General features: G+C 63.9%; 19 protein-coding genes. 16 read left to right on the top strand and 3 right to left on the bottom strand.

From position 1 onward, the window contains the following. Window positions 1-168: 168 nt before the first annotated feature. From VFA60_00215 to cysS, 3 genes are all read left to right on the top strand, one after another. Window positions 169-573: a hypothetical protein gene (locus VFA60_00215; protein ID HZQ90198.1), complete on the top strand. Its 405-nt coding sequence runs from the start codon at window positions 169-171 to the stop codon at window positions 571-573. After that, window positions 570-1,154: a CDP-alcohol phosphatidyltransferase family protein gene (locus tag VFA60_00210; GenBank protein ID HZQ90197.1), complete on the top strand. Its 585-nt coding sequence runs from the start codon at window positions 570-572 to the stop codon at window positions 1,152-1,154. The genes VFA60_00215 and VFA60_00210 overlap by 4 nt, the downstream gene beginning before the upstream one ends. A 64-nt stretch (window positions 1,155-1,218) precedes the next feature. Then, the gene (gene cysS, locus VFA60_00205) at window positions 1,219-2,706 is read left to right on the top strand and encodes a cysteine--tRNA ligase (protein HZQ90196.1); all 1,488 of its coding nucleotides are present in this window, start codon (window positions 1,219-1,221) and stop codon (window positions 2,704-2,706) included. 246 nt (window positions 2,707-2,952) lie between these two features. On the opposite strand, the gene VFA60_00200 is transcribed toward cysS, so the two are convergent. Then, complete coding sequence (locus VFA60_00200; GenBank protein ID HZQ90195.1) at window positions 2,953-3,978, bottom strand: EamA family transporter; 1,026 nt, start codon at window positions 3,976-3,978, stop codon at window positions 2,953-2,955. Between the two features lie 183 nt (window positions 3,979-4,161). On the opposite strand from VFA60_00200, the gene VFA60_00195 reads away from it, so the two are divergent. The 4 genes from VFA60_00195 (at window position 4,162) to galT (ending at window position 7,558) form a co-directional block, all read left to right on the top strand. Further along, entirely contained in the window at window positions 4,162-4,326 is a 165-nt protein-coding gene (locus VFA60_00195; protein ID HZQ90194.1) for a hypothetical protein, read from the top strand. Window positions 4,327-4,413: 87 nt separating this feature from the next. Next, window positions 4,414-5,787 (top strand): acetyl ornithine aminotransferase family protein, encoded by a 1,374-nt coding sequence (locus tag VFA60_00190; protein ID HZQ90193.1) that lies wholly within the window; start codon window positions 4,414-4,416, stop codon window positions 5,785-5,787. A 233-nt stretch (window positions 5,788-6,020) separates the two neighbouring features. After that, window positions 6,021-6,485: a YraN family protein gene (locus VFA60_00185; protein ID HZQ90192.1), complete on the top strand. Its 465-nt coding sequence runs from the start codon at window positions 6,021-6,023 to the stop codon at window positions 6,483-6,485. Window positions 6,486-6,520: 35 nt separating this feature from the next. Further along, a complete protein-coding gene (galT, locus tag VFA60_00180; GenBank protein ID HZQ90191.1) occupies window positions 6,521-7,558 on the top strand; it encodes a galactose-1-phosphate uridylyltransferase in 1,038 nt (345 codons plus the stop codon). Between the two features lie 126 nt (window positions 7,559-7,684). Here galT and VFA60_00175 read toward each other — a convergent pair whose 3' ends face one another. Then, window positions 7,685-7,837 carry a hypothetical protein gene (locus VFA60_00175; protein HZQ90190.1) on the bottom strand — a complete coding sequence of 51 codons (153 nt, stop codon included), beginning with the start codon at window positions 7,835-7,837 and terminating at the stop codon, window positions 7,685-7,687. 122 nt (window positions 7,838-7,959) lie between these two features. Then, window positions 7,960-8,928, bottom strand: coding sequence for a metallophosphoesterase (locus tag VFA60_00170; GenBank protein ID HZQ90189.1), 969 nt, complete (start codon window positions 8,926-8,928; stop codon window positions 7,960-7,962). A 186-nt stretch (window positions 8,929-9,114) separates the two neighbouring features. On the opposite strand from VFA60_00170, the gene VFA60_00165 reads away from it, so the two are divergent. The 9 genes from VFA60_00165 (at window position 9,115) to coxB (ending at window position 19,057) form a co-directional block, all read left to right on the top strand. After that, window positions 9,115-9,774, top strand: a complete 660-nt coding sequence (locus VFA60_00165; protein ID HZQ90188.1) for a cytochrome c3 family protein — start codon at window positions 9,115-9,117, stop codon at window positions 9,772-9,774. Between the two features lie 90 nt (window positions 9,775-9,864). Further along, window positions 9,865-12,888: a TAT-variant-translocated molybdopterin oxidoreductase gene (locus VFA60_00160; GenBank protein HZQ90187.1), complete on the top strand. Its 3,024-nt coding sequence runs from the start codon at window positions 9,865-9,867 to the stop codon at window positions 12,886-12,888. Beyond that, the gene (gene nrfD / locus VFA60_00155) at window positions 12,888-14,291 is read left to right on the top strand and encodes an NrfD/PsrC family molybdoenzyme membrane anchor subunit (protein HZQ90186.1); all 1,404 of its coding nucleotides are present in this window, start codon (window positions 12,888-12,890) and stop codon (window positions 14,289-14,291) included. The genes VFA60_00160 and nrfD overlap by 1 nt, the downstream gene beginning before the upstream one ends. Beyond that, entirely contained in the window at window positions 14,288-14,824 is a 537-nt protein-coding gene (locus VFA60_00150) for a DUF3341 domain-containing protein (protein ID HZQ90185.1), read from the top strand. The genes nrfD and VFA60_00150 overlap by 4 nt, the downstream gene beginning before the upstream one ends. 28 nt (window positions 14,825-14,852) lie before the next feature. Continuing rightward, a complete protein-coding gene (locus VFA60_00145; protein ID HZQ90184.1) occupies window positions 14,853-15,500 on the top strand; it encodes a cytochrome c in 648 nt (215 codons plus the stop codon). Next, on the top strand, window positions 15,497-16,708 hold the full coding sequence (locus VFA60_00140; protein HZQ90183.1) for a hypothetical protein: 1,212 nt from the start codon (window positions 15,497-15,499) through the stop codon (window positions 16,706-16,708). The genes VFA60_00145 and VFA60_00140 overlap by 4 nt, the downstream gene beginning before the upstream one ends. Then, window positions 16,698-17,159 (top strand): hypothetical protein, encoded by a 462-nt coding sequence (locus VFA60_00135; GenBank protein HZQ90182.1) that lies wholly within the window; start codon window positions 16,698-16,700, stop codon window positions 17,157-17,159. Before VFA60_00140 ends, VFA60_00135 begins: the two co-directional genes overlap by 11 nt. A 113-nt stretch (window positions 17,160-17,272) precedes the next feature. Continuing rightward, a complete protein-coding gene (locus VFA60_00130) occupies window positions 17,273-18,052 on the top strand; it encodes an SCO family protein (protein ID HZQ90181.1) in 780 nt (259 codons plus the stop codon). Then, on the top strand, window positions 18,053-19,057 hold the full coding sequence (gene coxB, locus VFA60_00125; protein ID HZQ90180.1) for a cytochrome c oxidase subunit II: 1,005 nt from the start codon (window positions 18,053-18,055) through the stop codon (window positions 19,055-19,057). Window position 19,058: the final 1 nt, after the last annotated feature.

Below are 19,058 nucleotides of genomic sequence, written 5' to 3'. Positions count from 1 at the left end.
CCTTGAATCGTTGGAGTCGTGCCAATTTGGCCGCGATGCCCGAAGCAGGGCAGGTGTTGGTGGATTCTCCCAAGCAGCGATGCGGGGCTGCGCGATGTTTCGCAGACACCTTCTCAACAAGCTGGCCTCAGCCTTGCAATCCGCTGGCGCGCCAGTAACAATCACGGCATGGGAGCAGCCGCGGAAGAGCGCCCCGGGGTGACTCCCGCGGCGCCGTCTGACGAAGTTTTCGGCAACGGAGCGGTGGTGATCGTGAGCCTGGCGTCACCACGGGAGAAATTCTTCGGTGTGGTGCGATCGGTTGCTGCCGCGGGCGTGAGCGTGACTGGCCTGGACCTGAATTCGATTGACGATTTCGTTCGCGCGCTGCGCGCAGGCGAGCCCGCTATCCCCGCAACCGTGTTTTTCCCCATGCACCGCGTGGAGCGGATTGACCTGGACAAGGGAGCGGCCGGACTGCCCAGCGTGCGCCAGCGGCTGGAGTCGGCCACCGAGCGCGATCTGCAATCGCTGTTTGGCGTCTCCGTCCGCGGAGCGGACGCGGCGCCTCGCCGAGCGGGGACGCGCGCGTGATCCGCAAATTTCTGCGGCAGTTCTTCACCGTGCCGAACCAGTTCACGCTGCTGCGGCTCGCCTTCGTGCCCTTCGCCGCCGGAGCGATCCTGGACCAGCACTACGGCAAGGCGCTCATCATCTTCATCCTGGCGGCGCTGAGCGACCTGCTCGACGGGCTGCTGGCGCGCCTCCTTCACCAGCGAACGGTGCTCGGGCAGTATCTGGACCCAATTGCCGACAAGCTGCTGCTTTCCACGCTGTTCATCGTGCTATCGGCCGTTCACAAGATTCCCTGGCGGGTGACGGTGTGGGTGTTCACTCGCGATGTTTTCATCGTGATCATCGCCGGCGTTCTGTTCGCCACCGTAGGCTTTCGCGACTTCCGGCCGACCCTGTTTGGGAAGGTGAACACGGGCGTGCAGATCGCCACGCTGCTGGTCGTGCTGCTCTACGACGTGTATCCGCAACCGTGGCTCTTCTACACGCGCCGCGTCGGGCTGTGGAGCACAATCGCGCTCGCCATTCTTTCGGGAATGCATTACGCGTGGATGATCGGAACGCGGGTGCGCGAGCGGCAGAGCGCGGCGGCCGGCGATTGACGGGAGGGCCGGCGATTGACCACCTTCTTCACACGCCCCTACAATCGAAAATTCAACTCACAGCATGGCGTTGCGCCTGTACAACACGCTCAGCGGCACGGTCGAAGAGTTCGCGCCGGCCGCCGACAACACGGTCCGCATGTACGCCTGCGGGCCCACGGTGTACGACTACGGCCACATCGGGAACTTCCGCACGTTCGTTGCGATTGATGTGCTGCGCCGCGGCCTGCGGCAGTCGGGCTTCGAGCTGCGCCACGTGATGAACATTACCGACGTGGACGACAAGATCATCCGAAACGCCGCCCGCGAAGGTAAAAGCATCCGCGATTACACCGGGCGCTACGAGAAGGCGTTCCTGGAGGACATGGACACGCTCTCCATCGAGCCTCCGGAGAAGCTGGTGCGCGCCACCGAACATCTGGCGGAGATGAGTGAGTTCATCGCCGCGCTGACGAAACGCGGCTACGCGTATCGCACGGACGACGGTTCGTACTACTTCCGCATCGCGAAGTTTCCAGCGTATGGCCGCCTCTCCCGCAAGGATTTTTCCGGAATAGAAAACGGCGCGCGCGTTGATGTGGACGAGTACGAGAAAGACAACGCGCGCGACTTCGCGCTCTGGAAATCGCCCAAGCCGGGCGAAGCCTTCTGGGAGATGCCCATCGGGGCGGGGCGGCCGGGCTGGCACATCGAGTGCTCGACCATGGCCATGAAGTACCTGGGCGAGAGCTTCGACCTGCACGCGGGCGGGGAAGACCTTATCTTCCCGCATCACGAGAACGAAATCGCGCAGTCGGAGTCACTCAGCGGGAAAACGTTCGCGCGCTTCTGGTTCCACGTGCGGTTTTTGCTGGTGGAAGGCGAGAAGATGTCGAAGAGCCTCGGCAACTTCTATACGCTGCGCGATTTGCTGCTGCTCGGACACAAGCCGTCGTCCATCCGCTATCTGCTGGCGTCGCTGCCGTACCGCACTCAGCTCAACTTCACCTTCGACGGGCTGAAGCAGGCGGCGCAGTCGGTAGAGCGCCTGCGCAACTTCAAGCTGCGGCTGGAGACGGCGCAGCTTGCTCCGGGAAGCAATCCGCAAATCGCGGAGCTTGCAGCGGCAACGACGTTGGCGATGCGCGCGGCGCTCGAAGACGACCTGAACACGGCGCAGTTCCTTGCCGCCGTCTTCGAAATGGTGCGCCAGGCGAACGCCGCTGCCGATCGCGGCGAGCTGAAGAAAGACGATGTGGCGCCGTTGCTCGGCGTGCTGAAGCGCTTCGACGAGATCTTTAACGTCATGCAGGACCACGATGCCGAAAAAGTCCGCCGCGCCGTGGAATGGGCCAAGTCCGAGGGCAGGGAAGACAAGATCACCGGCGCGGCGGCGCAGGTCGCGCGTTCGGCCGGCATCAGCGACGCGGAGGTCGAGCGCATGGTTGCCGAGCACGTCGCCGCGCGCAAGGCGCGCAACTTCGCACAGAGCGATGCGCTCCGCAATCAGCTCGCCGACGCGGGAGTCGTGCTGGAGAACACGAAGGACGGGGTGCGGTGGAGGAGGAAATGAATTTCTGCAGCCGATGGACGCGGATCAACGCTGACATCGGGACGTGTTCCCGGAAAGGCGCGCCTCTCATCCGCCGCCTTCGGTTTTGTGATTCGCGATCGACTCTGGCCGCAAACGTACTCGGCGCGGCTGAATACCTCCGGGGCTAGAGCCCTCCCGTTGGGTGGGACGAAAGGCCGCGGCTGGAAGCCGCGCCCCTCCGAAATCGAGATAACTCGCCCCCAGTTCCGCTGTCCGGGCAGGTGGTTAGTCCGCGCCGGTTTCCGCCGTCAGTTCTCTGGTTGCCATCGCCGGTCCCGCTTCGCGCGCGGGCTTCACGCGTGCTGTGGTGACCAACGCCACCGCCGCCACGATCACGATCGTGCCCGCTATCACGTAACGGTCAACCGTTTCATTCAGGACGAGCCAGCCGAGGAATACGGCGACGACCGGATTGACGTACGCGTAGGTGGCAACCTTTTGCGTGGGCACGTGCTCCAGCAGCCAAACGTAGGCTGTGAGCCCGAGCAGCGAGCCGAAAACGACCAGATAGGCGATGGCCAAGGAGCCGCGCATCGTCACCTCGGTGCGATGCTGCTGGCCGAAGGCCAGCGCGAGCAGCAGGTTGAAGGCGCCGGCGAAGGTCATTTCCCAGGCGGTGGCGACGAAAGCATGCACGGGCAGCTGCCAGCGCCGCGAGAGGACGGAGCCCAGCGCCCAGCTCGCCGACGCGAACACAAGTCCGGCGGAACCGGCGAGCTCGCCGCGCGCGAGCCCTCCGGCGCCGGTGATCCGCGGCCACAGCAAGACCACCATTCCCGCGATGCCGAGCGCCAGCCCGGCGACGCCTTTCGGCGACAATCGGTCGCCGCCTGGCATGACTGAATTGATCACCATCACCCACAGCGGCACGGACGCAACGATCAGTGCCGTGAGTCCGCTGGAAACGTACTGCTCCGACCACGCGACCATCACGTTGCCGCCGGTGAGCAGCAGCACGCCGATGACGGCGAGCCGCACGGCTTCGTTGCGCGTGATCCGCAGCGAGCGCCCCACCAGGGCGCATGCGGCCAGCATGATCAGTCCTGAAGCAAGAAAGCGCGATGCGCCGACCATGAGCGGCGCAATGTGCTCGACGGCAACGCGGATCCCGAGATACGTCGAGCCCCAGAGCACGTACACCATCGTGAAGGCGATGCAGACGCGCGTCGCCGAGGGGTGCGGCGAGCCTGACGAATTGGATCGGGCGCTGCTCATGGGCCAGAAGGAATACATATCAGACTCAGTGCTCATCGCTGCGGCTCAAAAAATCCACTGAACCGCACCCGATTTGGAAAATTCCCCATCATGCATAAATGAGGTTTATGCATGGGCGCTATTCGCAGCGATGCATCAAACCGAGGTGCTCGGGAGGTCACTCCCGGCGGGGATTGGCTGGTGGCAAGCGGCGCTATAATAAGGGCAGGATTTCCGGGAGTGAAACGCTGCCCTAGCGCGCGCATGCACCTTCACTCGGCCAAGTCGGCTGTATCTTCATTCCGCAAGGCCCGCAACCTGCGCGAACTGATGCGTGCGCGTCCCCGTGTGTGGGCGCATCTGCTGCCTTCGCGTTCGCGTCCCAATCTCTTCGCCGGCGACTAGTTCCTTTCTCCCTGCGCAATCGGCGGTCCCGCCTGACGGGGCCGGACTTCCACGCGCCCAGCGCACAACCGACCCAGGAGAAAAAACATGGCAACCAAGCTGAACACCATGCCGCCGGCCACGGCGCCCAGCATTCGCACGCCGCTGCCCGGACCGAACGCCCGCCGCATTCTTGACGGCGACACGAAATACATTTCGCCTTCATATACGCGCTCGTATCCATTGGTGGTGAAGCGCGGCCGCGGCGTGGTGGTGGAAGACGTGGACGGCAACCAGTTCCTCGATTTTTCCGCGGGCATTGCCGTCGTCTCGACCGGACATTGCCATCCTGACGTGGTCGCCGCCATCCAGAAGCAGGCGGGTGAACTGATCCACATGTCGGGCACCGACTTCTACTACGAGAACATGGTCACGCTGGCCGAGCGCCTTTCGGCGATCGCGCCCATGCCCGGACCGCACAAGGTGTACTACGGGAACTCGGGCACGGAGGCGATCGAAGCCGCGTTCAAGCTGGCGCGCTATCACACGAAACGCCAGCAGGTGATCGCGTTCTACGGCGCGTTTCACGGACGGACGATGGGCTCACTCTCTTTGACCGCGTCGAAGCCGCAGCAGCGCCGCCGCTTCGCTCCGCTGGTGCCGGGCGTGACGCACGTTCCATATCCGGATGTGTATCGCCGGCCCGCAGGCAGCGATGCCACGCAGTACGCGGTGGATTGCGCACGCTTCATCGAAGAGAAACTGTTCAAGACGTCGCTGCCGCCGGAGGAAGTTGCCGCAATTTTCGTCGAGCCCATCCAGGGCGAAGGCGGATACCTGCCCGCGCCGCCGCAGTTTCTGCGGGACTTGCGCCGCATCTGCACCGAGAACGGCATTCTGCTCGTCGCCGACGAAGTGCAGTCCGGCGCGGGACGCACCGGCAAATGGTGGGCCATCCAGCACGCCGGCGTGGAGCCCGACATTGTGACCATCGCCAAGGGCATCGCCAGCGGCATGCCGCTCGGCGTGACGCTCACACGTGCCGACATCATGGACTGGGTGCCGGGATCGCACGCGTCCACTTTTGGCGGCAATCCGGTGTGCATCGCGGCGGCGCTGGCCACGCTCGATGTGCTGGAGCGCGAAGGCAAGGACAATGCGCGTGCAGTCGGCGAGCACATCATGCGGCGCCTGCGGCAGTGGCCGGCGAAGCATCCGATGGTTGGCGACGTGCGCGGCCTGGGGCTGATGATCGGCGTGGAGATCGTCAAAGACCAGCAGACGAAAACGCGCGCCGGCGACGAGCGCGACAAGATTGTCGATCTGGCGTTCGAGCGCGGCGCCCTCTTCCTCGGCGCCGGGCCAAACACGATCCGCATCGCGCCGCCGCTCGTCGTGACGGCTGAACAGGCCGATATCGCGCTCGACATTCTCGAGGAGTGCATCGGGATCGTCGAGAAGGTCGCCGGGGGTGGCGGGTAAGCCGCAGGGAGCGTGAGATGAACGGGCGGGTTGAAGCAATTTGCATCGCGCCCGCGCCTGATGCGCAGGCAATTTCGCTCAACGAGGTCGCGTCGGCGAAGTTCGTTCCCGCTGTCTCCGGTTGTGCCCACCGTGCGGGCGCAGATTCTGACGGAAGGCGTGATTCGCTTCGGCGATGTCGTGTGCGGCTTGGCTACACCTGCCGGGGCCGCCGGCGAAGTAGAATCTGCGGCATGCCTCGACGCCTGACCCGAGCTGCCATTGGCGTGTTCGACACGCTAGCGCGCTGGCGCCGCCCTCAGTCAGCTGCAACGAAGGACCCGGCCGCGGCCGCCAAGGCTGCCACCGGGCGCCGCGGCGAAGAGGCCACGTACTTCTACCTTCGCGAGCAGGGGTACGTCATCGTGGCCCGCAACTACCGCTCGCCACGCCGCTCCGGCGAAGTGGACTTGATCGGCTGGGACGGCGACATGCTCTGCTTCATCGAGGTGAAGACTCGCTCCACGCGTGACGTGAAGCCGGCCGAAGCCGCCGTTGACCGCGCCAAGAAGGAGGAACTGATCGGCATGGCGCGCGAATTTCTGCGACGGCAGCCGCCGCGCACGGCGTATCGCTTTGACGTGGTGAGCGTGTACTACGATTCCGGATCCAGAGTTCCGCAAATCACCTTATTCAAAGGCGCCTTTCGGATAGGTTAAGATGTTTCGAGGAACTCTCGCGAAAGGACCAAGCCTTGCCCGAACTCCGTAAGGATCCGATTGTCGGCCGCTGGGTGATCATTTCCACGGACCGCGCCAAACGCCCCACCGATTTCGCCCGCGATCAGGTCAAAATGAAAGGCGGCTTCTGCCCCTTCGATCCGGGCAACGAAAGCAAGACGCCGCCGGAGGTGCTCGCGTATCGCACCGTCGCCAACGGCGGGCCGCCGCCGGAGCGCGACACGCCCGGCTGGCGAGTGCGGGTGGTGCCCAACAAGTTTCCGGCGCTCGGCATCGAGGGCAACCTGGGCCGGCAGGCCGAGGGCATGTTCGACAGGATGAACGGCATCGGCGCGCACGAGGTCATCATCGAGACGCCCGACCACAACGAGACGCTTGCCTCACTTCCGGAAAAGCGCATCGAAGACGTGCTCTGGGCCTTCCGCGACCGCATCCTCGACCTGAAGCAGGACAAGCGCTTCAAGTACATCCTGATCTTCAAGAACCACGGCGAAGCGGCGGGCGCGTCGCTGGAACACTCGCACTGCCAGCTGATTGCGCTGCCGATTCTTCCCAAGCAGGTGGTGGAGGAACTGGAAGGCGCCAAGGAATACTTCAAATACAAAGAGCGCTGCATCTTCTGCGACATCATTCGACAGGAAATGGATTCCAGCGTGCGCGTGGTCGCCGAAAACCAGGCGTTCGTGACGCTGGCGCCTTACGCGCCCCGGTTCCCGTTCGAGACGTGGATTTTGCCCAAGCGCCATGAGTCGGCGTTCGAAAATTCGGCGTCGCACATCTACGAGAACCTGGCGCAAGCATTGAAGACCGTGCTCACCAAGATGGATCGGGTGCTGGAAAACCCCGCCTACAACCTGGTGATCCACACGTCACCGGTCGGGGAGACGACCAACGACTATTATCACTGGCACATCGAGATCATGCCCAAGCTCACCAAGATGGCCGGTTTCGAGTGGGGCACGGGCTTCTACATCAATCCCACACCGCCGGAGGAAGCCGCGAAGTTCCTGCGCGAGGCCAGCGTGGAGGTGGCGCAGCCGGTCGGAGTCTAGTTTCCAGAAGCAGAGCAGCTCGGGGAGCGCGTGAGCGCTCCCCAATTTCTTGGAATTCTTACAGCGGGCTTACGCGGATGAGCGCGGCCCTGAAGTCCTGATCCGCCACCGTGAATGAGCGCTGAATTACCTGACAGCGTACTGCGCGACGGTGTATGCGATCACCACCAGCAGGACGAGTCCGAAGATGCTGTAGCCGGTAACGATCCATGCGTTGCGCTGATTGTCCCGCTGCGCCTCCTCTTGCGCCTGGCGATTGATTTCCAAATTGGTTCGCATAATTCCTCCGAGCGTATTCGGAGGCGCGCCGCCACGGCGCGCCACCCCACATGATGCTGGAATTCTACTGCGAATGGCGGGATGGCAGCGCGGGAAAAGACCTTGGCGGCGGAACGCGGCCGTCATCGGCCGGCCGGCTGTGCGCGTGTGCTCGCGCCGGCGCTCAGCTCAAACGAGTCGCGCACCGACCAGCCGGCGGCGCGACGCTGCGGCTCCATCTTCACCATTTCCACTTTCAGCCCTTCCGGCGTGATGGTGAGGCGGCAGTAATGGTACGTGGGACCGGGATCGGCGTAGTGATCGCCGGGCTGGCGGTCCACCATGTAGGGCGTGGCGCCTCCTCCGCCCGAGACGATGTACTCCACGCCACCGTGCTCGTAGCGCTCGTAGTTGTGCACGTGCCCGGAAAACACCAGGAAGTGTGCGCGCGAACTCGTCTGCGCGCCTTCAATCAGGTCCATCAGCTTTTGTTCCTGCGGGCGCGCCGAGTGCCCTCCGCCGAACATGCGGTCCGACGAGCGGGTGATCGGCGGATGGTGCATCAGGAAGAACACGTATTTCGCGTCTGCCGGAAGGCTTGCCAGGTTCGACCGGAGCCATTTCCACTCGTCGCCATCGACCTGGTCGGCGGAACTGTCGAGCATGAAGAACCACGCACTGCCGAACTGCATGCTGTACCAGCGGCGATTGCGCAAAGCCGGAAAACGCTGGAAGTAATTTTTGAGGGCGCTCTGGAGATTGCCGCGCAGATCGTGATTGCCGAGCACCGGGAAAATCGGCACCGCCGACTTCAGCGGCGCAATTTCGGCGTCGAAGACGCTCCAGTCGGCGGTGCTCGAGCCGTTGAGCACCAGGTCGCCGGTGATGGCCACGAACGCGGGCCGCTCGCCGGCAATGTGATTCACCAGCATCTTGCGCCGCTGCGGGTCGCTCGGGGAAGTGTTCTCGGGATTGGTGAAGCGGATGTCGCCATAAATCACGAACCTGGCGGTGGACGCCGGCTTCAGTACGATGTCGGCCTCGCCGGCATATGCGGAAACGGCGGCGAGGAGGAGCGTTACAAGGGCAAACGATCTCGCCTGAGATGTCATAGGAATTAGTAACTGAACAGTTGGATGCAGCGGCAGCTTACCAGCGAGCGCGGTTTTCAAAAAAAGAACACACAAATTGAACGACGTGTCCGGCTGCTATAATCCACTGTTTCTCCGGCGCGTCGCGGAGATGTCTGAAGCCCCGGGGCGAAGCCGGCCGTTCCTGCACGAACGGACCACTGGCCGATGCCGCAAATTTTCCACCGCAGCACGACGTCCATATCGCGCTTCACCATTTTTGGCGCGGTGTTCGTTCTGCTGGCCTTCGGCTACATGGGCGAAGCGATCCAGCGCTCGCCTTACGTTACCTACATGGGCGTGGCGCAGTCGCAGCCGGTGCCGTTCAGCCACCAGCACCACGTCGGCGGGCTTGGGCTCGACTGCCGCTACTGTCACACGTCGGTCGAAGTTTCCGGGTTCGCGGGCATCCCGCCCACCAAGACGTGCATGAACTGCCACTCGCAAATCTGGACCAACGCGCCCGTCCTCGAACCGGTGCGCAACAGCTTCCGCACCGGGCAATCGCTGCAATGGACACGCGTCCACGATCTGCCGGACTTCGTTTACTTCGACCACAGCATTCACATCGACAAGGGCATTGGCTGCTCCAGTTGCCACGGCCGGGTGGACCAGATGCCGCTCACGTTCGCCGCCAGCTCCTTGCAGATGGAGTGGTGCCTCGATTGCCATCGCAGCCCGGAGAAAAACCTGCGGCCGCGGTCGGAGGTGTTCAACATGGCCTACGAGCAGCCCAAGGACCAGATGGCGCTGGGCAACAAACTGAAACACGACTATCACCTGCGCAGCGTGCAGGACATCACCAGTTGCAACACGTGCCATCGGTAGGGCATGCAAAGTGAAAATGCAAAATGAAAATCAAAGACAAGCGCGGCGGCGAGGCTGAATTTTGCATTTGCAATTGCGCATTGCTTACGCATGAACGAGAGTGACCAGGACCGGAATCGAGAGCCAGCGGCCGAGCTTCGCGCCGCGAAAGGCCCGCGCTACTGGCGCACGCTGGAAGAGCTGGCGCAGACGCCGGACTTCGTGCGCGCGGTTGAGGCGCAATTTCCCGGCGGCGAGGCTGAATTGATGGACGCGGTCAATCGCCGCGACTTCCTCAAGCTCGCCAGCGTCACGCTCGCGCTCGCCGGGCTGACGGCGTGCACCAAGCAGCCGCTCGAGCCGATCGTCCCCTACGTGCAGCAGCCGGAAGGGATTGTTCTGGGCAAGCCGAACTTCTACGCCACGGCAATGCCGCTCGGCGGCATCGGCCGCCCGATGCTGGTGAAGAGCCACGAAGGCCGGCCCACGAAGATCGAGGGCAATCCGCAGCATCCGGCGAGCCTGGGCGGAAGCGATGTGTTCTCCCAGGCTTCGCTCTACGATCTCTACGATCCTGACCGCTCGCAAACCATTCAGCACCTGGGCGACGTGCGCACCTGGGGCAACTTCATTGGCGCGGTGCGCGGGCCGGTTACGGCGCAGCTTGGGCTCAAGGGCGCGGGGATCCGCATTCTGACGCAGACGGTGACCTCGCCGACGCTGGCGTGGCAGATTCGCGGGCTGCTCAAGACATATCCGGCGGCGCGCTGGCACCAGTGGGAGCCGGTCAACCGCGACAACGTGAAGCTCGGCGCGCAGATGGCCTACGGCCGCATCGTCGAGACGCACTACCGCATTGACCAGGCTGACGTCGTCATCTCGCTCGACGCGGATTTTCTCAACAGCACGTGTCCCGGTTTCCAGACGTACGCGCGCCAGTTTGCCTCGCGGCGCGACCCGGAGAGCGGCAAGCCGATGCTGCGGTTTTATGCGGTGGAGAGCACGCCGACGAATACGGGGGCGAAGGCGGACCATGTGGTGCGCCGCCGCGCGTCGGAGGTAGTCCAATTCGCTCACGCTTTGCTGGCGGCGGCTGGAATCGGCGGAGAAGCGGGTATTTCAGGCGCCGGAATGGGCGGCACCGGCGTGCAAATGGGACGGGACCTGGCGGCGCATCCGGGCTCGTCGCTGGTTATCGCCGGCGACTGCGCTCCGCCGGAGGTCCACGCGCTCGCTCACGAACTCAACGCAAGACTCGGCAACGTCGGCAAGACGGTCTTCTACACCGAGCCGATCGAGCCCGATCCGCAGATTCACACGCAGTCGCTTGCCGCGCTGATGGAAGACATTGTCGCCAAGCGCGTGGACGTGTTGCTCATCCTGGGCGGCAATCCGGTCTTCGATGCACCCGCTGATGCGGGCTTCGCGCAGAACATATCGAGCGTCCCATTGCGCATTCACGTGGGCACGCACTTCAACGAAACGGCCGAGTATTGCCATTGGCACATCAACCAGGCGCACTATCTGGAGTCGTGGAGCGACGTGCGCGCGCATGATGGCACTGCGAGCATTATTCAGCCGCTGATCGCGCCCTTGTATGGCGGAAAAACGGCGCACGAGGTGCTGGCTGCGTTTACGGCGAATCCTGATCAGTCGAGCTACGAGATTGTCCGTGCTTACTGGGAGCAGCGGTTCGGCGGCACGAAGCCGTCGTCGCAGGCCGGTGCTTCCGCGGGCAATCCGGCGTTCGAGAAGTTCTGGCGGCGCGCCCTGCACGACGGCTTCGTGGCCGACACCGCGCTGAAACCTATCACTGTTTCCCTAAAGGCGAAGGCGGGCGAGGGCGCCCGCGCTCCATCCGCATCTCAGGGCGAATTCGAGATCGTCTTCCGTCCCGATCCCACGCTCTACGACGGGCGCTTCGGCAACAATGCGTGGCTCCAGGAGCTGCCGAAACCGATCTCCAGCGTCACCTGGGACAATCCGGTGTGGATGAACGCGAACGACGCCAAGCGGCTGGGCGTCACCACGCGCGACGTGGTCGAAATCTCGGTTGGCGGCAGCAGAGTGCAGCTTCCCGTTTACGTGCAGCCGGGCCAGCCTGAGGGCGCGGTCACGGTCTTCCTTGGCGGGGGACACACGCGGCTGGGCCACACCGCGAACGGGGCCGGCGTGAACGTTTATCCGCTGCGCGCGAACGCTACGCCGTGGACCGCGTCCGGCAAAATCGAGCGCGTGGCCGGCGCAGCCAAGATTCCCATCGCCACCATCCAGCCCGACCAGTTCATGGCGAACAAAGAGCTGGTCCGCGTGGCCACGCTGGAAGAGTTTCATCACAATCCGAAGTTCGCCCGTGAAGAAGCGCCCGGCCCGCCGCCGGGGCTCACGCTGTATCCCGAGGTCAAGTACGACGGCTACAAGTGGGGCATGTCGATTGACCTGAACAAGTGCGTGGGCTGCAACTCGTGTGTGGTGGCCTGCCAGGCGGAAAACAACATTCCGGTCGTGGGCAAGAAGCAGGTCCTGTTCCGCCGGCCCATGCACTGGCTGCGCGTGGACACCTACTACGAGGGCAGCGCCGACAATCCGCGCATCTTCTTTCAGCCGCTGCCGTGCATGCAGTGCGAGAACGCGCCCTGCGAGTACGTTTGCCCGGTGCACGCCACCGTGCACAGCACCGAGGGCCTGAACGACATGGTGTACAACCGCTGCGTCGGCACGCGCTACTGCGCCAACAACTGCCCGTACAAGGTGCGCCGCTTCAACTTCCTGCTCTACCAGGACTGGACCACGCCGCAGTTCAAGATGATGCGCAATCCCGATGTGACCGTGCGCAGCCGCGGCGTGATGGAGAAGTGCACCTATTGCGTGCAACGCATCACACGCGCGCGCATCGAGGCGGAAGAAGCCGATCGCCGCATCGTCGAGAGTGACTTCACCACCGCCTGCGCGCAGGCGTGTCCGGCCGACGCGATCGTTTTCGGGGACATCAACGACAAAGCCAGCAGGGTCGGCAAGCGCAAACAAGGTCCGCGCGAGTACGGCCTGCTGACCGAACTGAACACGCGGCCGCGCACCACGTACACCGCGGGCGTACGCAATCCGAATCCCGAACTGGAAGGCGAGCGAAGCTAGTGGCCGACGAGCGCAACCACGAGCACAAAGACGAGCTGATGCCGGAGATGGAGCTTGGCTCCGGCGGCGCCGCCGTGATCGCGCCGGGGCAGACGTTCGCCACCGTCACCGACAAGATCAGCGCCATCGTCCTGTCGAAGCGGACGCCGGTCGGCTGGTTCCTTGCGGTGGCTGCCGCCGCAGGCCTCACCACCATGCTGGCGTTCGCCATCGGATACCTGCTGTTGCGCGGCGTCGGCATCTGGGGCGTGAACTATCCGGTCGGCTGGGGATTCGCCATCGTCAACTTCGTGTGGTGGATCGGCATTGGCCACGCCGGCACGCTGATCTCGGCAATTCTGCTGCTGCTCAAGCAGAGGTGGCGCAACTCCATTAACCGGTTCGCCGAAGCCATGACGCTGTTCGCCGTGGTCTGCGCCGGGCTGTTCCCGCTGCTGCACATGGGGCGCGCCTGGCTGGCGTACTGGCTGTTCCCGTATCCCAACACGATGAGCATCTGGCCGCAATTCCGGAGCGCGCTGGTGTGGGACGTGTTCGCGGTCTCGACGTACGGCACGGTTTCGCTGCTTTTCTGGTTCCAGGGACTGATTCCCGATCTGGCCACTCTGCGTGATCGTGCCGTGAGCAAGCCGGCGCGGATCATCTACGGCGTGCTCGCCATGGGCTGGCGCGGCTCGGCGCGCCACTGGAAGCGCTACGACTCGGCCTACCGGCTGCTTGCCGGGCTGGCCACGCCGCTGGTGATCTCGGTACACACCGTGGTGAGTTTCGACTTCGCGATTTCGGTCGAGCCGGGGTGGCACACCAGCATCTTCCCGCCGTACTTCGTGGCCGGCGCCATCTACTCCGGCTTCGCCATGGTGCTGGTGCTGGCCATCCCGATCCGCAAGGTGTACGGCCTCGAGGACTACATCACCGCCAATCACCTGGAGAACTCCGCCAAGGTCATGCTGGCCACCGGGCTGATGGTGGCGTACGGCTACATGATCGAAACGTTCATCGCTTGGTACAGCGGCGATCCGTACGAGATCCAGATGATCACCAACCGGATGAGCGGCAAATACGCGCCGTTCTACTGGGCGCTCATCCTGTGCAACGTGCTCGTGCCGCAAGTGCTCTGGATACGGCGGTTCCGCAAGAGCGTGCCCGCGCTGTTCGGCATGAGCGTTGTGGTGCTCATCGGCATGTGGCTGGAGCGCTTTGTCATCGTGGTGCAAAGCCTGTCGCACGACTATCTGCCATCGGCGTGGGCCCAGTACTACCCGACGCGCTGGGACTGGGCGGTGTACATCGGCACGATTGGTCTGTTCGCGACCGGCATGCTGCTGTTCATCCGCGGCTTGCCCATGATCTCGATCTTTGAAATGCGCGAGCTGCTGCCGGAAGCCGAGGTGAAGAAATGAAGCGCAATCCCCTCTACGGATTGCTGGCCGAGTTCTCCACTCCCACGCAGCTCGCCGAGGCCACGTGGGCGGCGCGGCGAGCCGGCTACCGCCGCATGGACGCCTATTCGCCGTTCGGGATCGAAGAGGTTGCCGAGGCACTCGACTTCCACCGGACCAGTGTGCCGCTGATCGTGCTGCTCGGCGGAGTGCTTGGCGGCGCTGGCGGCTATCTGCTGCAGTACTGGATTTCGGTGTACGCCTATCCGCTGAACGTGGGCGGAAAGCCGCTCCACTCCTGGCCCGCTTTCATCGTGGTCACGTTTGAAACGACGATTCTCGGCGCGGCGCTGGCCGCGGTGTTCGGAATGCTGGCGCTGAACCGCTTGCCGCAGCCGTATCACCCGCTGTTCAATGTGCCGCGCTTTGCCGCCGTCACGAAAGACAAGTTTTTCCTCGTCATCGAGTCGCGCGACCCGCAGTTTTCGCTTTCCGAGACCTATCGCTTCCTGCAGACCTTGGGTCCGCAAAGCATTTCCGAGGTGCCCGATTAGCTTGCGGCCACAATTCGCCACTGCTGCGTTGCTGCTCGTCCTCACTCTTGCCGGGTGCCGCCAGGACATGCACAACCAGCCCAAGGTGCTGCCGCTGCGGCAGAGCGACTTCTTCGCCGACCAGCGCACCGCGCGCACGCCGGTGGCAGGCACCGTCGCTCGCGGGCAGCTTGAGGAAGACGCCTACTTCTACAGCGGCATGATTGCGCCCAACCAGCCCGGCGACGCCATTCCGTTCCCGGTCACCGAGGCGGTCCTGCAGCGCGGGCAGGAGCGCTTCAACATCTACTGCTCGCCTTGCCACTCACGCGTAGGCGATGGCAACGGCATGATCGTGCAGCGCGGATATCGCCATCCGCCATCGTTCCACACCGAACAGGCGCGGGCCTTCCCGGTGGGCCACTTCTTCGACGTGATGACGCACGGCTTCGGGGCCATGCCCGACTACGCCGCGCAGGTTGCGCCTCCGGACCGCTGGGCGATTGCCGCTTATATCCGCGTGCTGCAGTACAGCCAGCATGCGCCGGTTGCCGACGTGCCACCGGCCGAACGCGGCCGGATCGCCGGCACGCCGGCACAACTGCCCCAGGCTCCTGCAGCCTCGAGCACGGGTGAGCAGCCTGGAACGCAGAGCGCGCAGCCTGCGCCGGCGCAGAAGCCCGGAGGCCGCCGATGAGGGAGTCCGCACGCGCCGCCGAGTTCCGCTTCGAGCGACCAGAGTTGCTCGAACGCGCCGAGCGTATCGCATTTGTTGCCGGCGTGATTGGCGTGGTCGCTTCAATCATCGCCGTCATCGTTGCACCCGAGGCTTTTCTGCGCTCTTACCTGGTCGCCTACATGTTCTGCCTCGGCGTCACGCTGGGCTGCCTGGCGATTCTGATGGTGCAGCACGTGGTCACCGCGCAGTGGGGATTTGTTGTGCGCCGCATCCTCGAAGCAGGCGCCATGAACACGTTCTTCATGGCGCTTTTCTTCATTCCGGTGCTGATCGGCCTTCCCACGCTGTTTGTCTGGGCGCGGCCCGAGATCGTCGAAGGCGACAAGCACATTCAGCGCCTGGCGCAGTACCTGAACCTGCCGGCGTTCGTCGGCCGTGCCATCCTTTACTTCGTCGTCTGGTGTGTACTGGCCGCGATGCTGACGCAGTGGTCGCGCCAGCAGGACGAGCCGCAACTCGCCGTCTTCCGCGAGCGCTATCAGAACCTGGGCGGCATCGGCCTGCTGCTCTACGGCTTCACCATGACCTTCGCCGCCATCGACTGGGTCATGTCGCTCGACCCGCACTGGCACTCCACCATCTACGGCTTCTACTTCATGGCGGGGCAGGGCCTGATGGGCTTTGCTTTCGCCCTGGTGATCGCGGCCTGGCTGGTTCGCTATCGGCCGCTCGCCGATCTGATCTCGAAGGAGCACGTCCACGATCTCGGCAAGCTGATGTTCGCCTTCCTGATCCTGTGGGCTTACATGGCGTTCTCGCAGGGACTCATTTACTGGTCCGGCAATCTGCCGAACGAAATCACCTGGTACGTGGACCGGACGCGCGGCGGATGGGAGAGCGTCGGCCTGCTCCTGATCGTGGCGCACTTCGCGCTGCCATTCGTCCTGTTGCTCTCGCAGGAGTTCAAGCGCGATGCCAACAAGATTGCTTTGCTCGCGCTGTGGATCATTGTCATGCGCTGGGTTGACCTGTACTGGGTGATCATGCCCAGCTTCGCCGACACGCGCGGCCACATGCAGTTCTCGTGGATGAACATCGTCGCTGCCGCGGCCCTGGGCGGCCTGTGGCTTGCGGCGTTCTTTCACACCCTGCGACGGCATCCCCTGGTCCCATTACACGACCCGATGCTGGAGCAGATACTGGAAAAAGAGCACGATGGGCACTGAACAACCCAATTCGCCTTCCAGCGTTCCACCCGAGGACGTTCGCACTCCTCACGTTGGCTACGAACGGCGGCAGCTCAACGCCCGCATGATCGTCTTTGCGGTCGCGCTCCTGGCGGTGTTCGCGCTGATCGTCCACCTGGCGGTGCTCGGTCTGGCGACCTACATGGAGGGCAATGCTCGCCGTGCTGATGGCCGGCCCGGGCCTATGTCGGAGATCAACTCCGGCCGCGTGCCGCCCGAGCCGCGCCTGCAATCGAACCCGGTCGCCGATCTCGAACGGCTGCGCGCCGCCGAAGACCAGGTGCTCAACGGATACGCCTGGATTGACAAGAATGCCGGCGTTGTTCGCATCCCGGTGGCGGAAGCGATGAAGATCGTTGCACAGCGCGGCCTGCCGAAGGCAGGACCGCAACCGTCGAAGACGCAAGGGAAGCAGCAGCAGGGACAATGAACCGGTTCAGCTCAACTCGGATGCACGCCAAGGCAAAAGGAAAAAGGCACGAGGCAAGAGTTTGCGCCGTTACGGCAGTGACTCTCGCCGTTCTCACTTTTGCCTTTGTCATTTTGCCGTGTGCTTCCGCGCAGTACCGGCCTGACGATCCCAAACCGCCCATGCTCCAGGACATTGGCCTCGATCAGCGCCTGAACCAGCAGGTCCCGCTCGATCTCGTGTTCCGCGATGAAGGAGGGCGCGAAGTCAAGCTCGGCGACTACTTCGGCCACAAGCCGGTCGTACTCAACCTGGCCTACTTCACCTGTCCCATGTTGTGCAACGAAGTGATGACGGGCATGACCAGCGCGCTCGGCGCCGTCAGCTTCACCGCCGGGCGTGACTTCACCATCGTGACCGTGAGCATCGATCCGCAGGACACGACGGAGTCAGCCGCCGCGAAGAGGGACTTCTATCTGCGCCGTTATCACCGGGCGGGCGCCGATGCCGGCTGGCACTTCCTCACCGGCGATGAGGCGAACATTCGCGCTCTCGCCGACGCTGTCGGGTTTCGCTACAAGTACGACGCGGCCAGCCGGCAGTTCGCTCACGCCAGCGGCATCATGGTGCTCACGCCGCAAGGCCGGCTGGCGCGCTACTTCTACGGCATCGAGTACCCGCCGCGTGATCTCAAGCTGGGACTGATGGAAGCCTCGCAGGGACGCATCGGCAGCGTGGTGGACCAGGTGCTGCTGTTCTGCTACCACTACGATCCGGGCACGGGAAAATACACGCCGGTCGTGATGAATCTTGTCCGCGCCGGCGGTGTGCTCACATTGCTGGCGCTGGGCACGTTCATCGTGGTGATGGTGCGCCGCGATTCGCAAACGAAGACGCGCGGGAGGGCGGCGTAAATGTCCGGCTGGAACTTCCCCCTGTTTCCCGATCGCGCCGCCACCCACGCCGGACATGTGGACGCGCTCTACATCTTTCTCCTGACGCTCTGCGGCATGGTGGCGCTGGCGATTGCCTTCACCATCACGTTCTTCGCCGTGCGCTATCGCCGGACCCGCCATCTCGCCGAACCGATCGAAGGCTCGACCATGCTCGAGGTCACCTGGACGGTGATCCCGCTGCTGATCTTCCTGTTCATCTTCGTCTGGGGGGCCAACACTTACTTCGACGCCTACCGCTCGCCGCGTGACGCGGAAGAGGTCTACACCGTCGCCAAGCAGTGGATGTGGAAGTTCCAGCACCTCGATGGCCAGCGCGAGATCAATCAACTGCACGTTCCGGTGGGGCGCGACATCCGCATGACCATGATCTCGCAGGACGTGATCCACAGCTTCTTCGTGCCGGCCTTCCGCATCAAGGGCGACGTCCTGCCGGGCCGCTACAGTCACGTGTGGTTCCACGCCACCAAGGCCGGGACCTATCACCTCTTCTGCGCCGAATACTGCGGCACGCAGCACTCGGGGATGGTCGGGCAGGTCATCGTGATGTCGCCGGCCGATTATCAGCAGTGGCTCGCCGGCGGCGCCACTGCGGGTTCGCTGGCGCAGAACGGTGAAAAGCTCTTCATGGAACTGGGATGCAGCACCTGCCACCGCGCCGACAGCGGCGCGCGCGGGCCTAACCTCGTGGGCCTGTTCGGCAACACCGTGCACCTGGCCGACGGCCGCACCCTCGTCGCCGACGAGAGCTACATCCGTGAATCGATCCTGAATCCGAGCGCGAAGGTCGTCGCCGGATTCCAGCCCATCATGCCCAACTTCCAGGCGCAGGTGAACGAAGAGGGCGTGCTTGCCCTTATCGCCTACGTGAAATCTCTGCGCGGCGGAGCAGTTGCCGCCGGCCAGCCCATCCCCAACCGTCCGGCGCCCGCGAACGTGCCGCCCGCAGGGGAGAAGGTGAAGTAGT

The organism is Terriglobales bacterium, from assembly GCA_035651995.1.
Lineage (GTDB): Bacteria > Acidobacteriota > Terriglobia > Terriglobales > Acidobacteriaceae > DASRER01.
This window is presented reverse-complemented; position numbering and strand designations above follow the sequence as displayed.

Coding starts and splice junctions, on each gene's coding strand:
- VFA60_00135 (HZQ90182.1), top strand. CDS start 16,698: ATGGGCACTGAACAACCCAATTCGCCTTCCAGCGTTCCACCCGAGGAC.
- VFA60_00185 (HZQ90192.1), top strand. CDS start 6,021: ATGCCTCGACGCCTGACCCGAGCTGCCATTGGCGTGTTCGACACGCTA.
- VFA60_00165 (HZQ90188.1), top strand. CDS start 9,115: ATGCCGCAAATTTTCCACCGCAGCACGACGTCCATATCGCGCTTCACC.
- coxB (HZQ90180.1), top strand. CDS start 18,053: ATGTCCGGCTGGAACTTCCCCCTGTTTCCCGATCGCGCCGCCACCCAC.
- cysS (HZQ90196.1), top strand. CDS start 1,219: ATGGCGTTGCGCCTGTACAACACGCTCAGCGGCACGGTCGAAGAGTTC.
- VFA60_00170 (HZQ90189.1), bottom strand. CDS start 8,928: ATGACATCTCAGGCGAGATCGTTTGCCCTTGTAACGCTCCTCCTCGCC.
- VFA60_00150 (HZQ90185.1), top strand. CDS start 14,288: ATGAAGCGCAATCCCCTCTACGGATTGCTGGCCGAGTTCTCCACTCCC.
- VFA60_00140 (HZQ90183.1), top strand. CDS start 15,497: ATGAGGGAGTCCGCACGCGCCGCCGAGTTCCGCTTCGAGCGACCAGAG.
- VFA60_00215 (HZQ90198.1), top strand. CDS start 169: ATGGGAGCAGCCGCGGAAGAGCGCCCCGGGGTGACTCCCGCGGCGCCG.
- VFA60_00160 (HZQ90187.1), top strand. CDS start 9,865: ATGAACGAGAGTGACCAGGACCGGAATCGAGAGCCAGCGGCCGAGCTT.
- VFA60_00175 (HZQ90190.1), bottom strand. CDS start 7,837: ATGCGAACCAATTTGGAAATCAATCGCCAGGCGCAAGAGGAGGCGCAG.
- VFA60_00200 (HZQ90195.1), bottom strand. CDS start 3,978: ATGAGCACTGAGTCTGATATGTATTCCTTCTGGCCCATGAGCAGCGCC.
- VFA60_00190 (HZQ90193.1), top strand. CDS start 4,414: ATGGCAACCAAGCTGAACACCATGCCGCCGGCCACGGCGCCCAGCATT.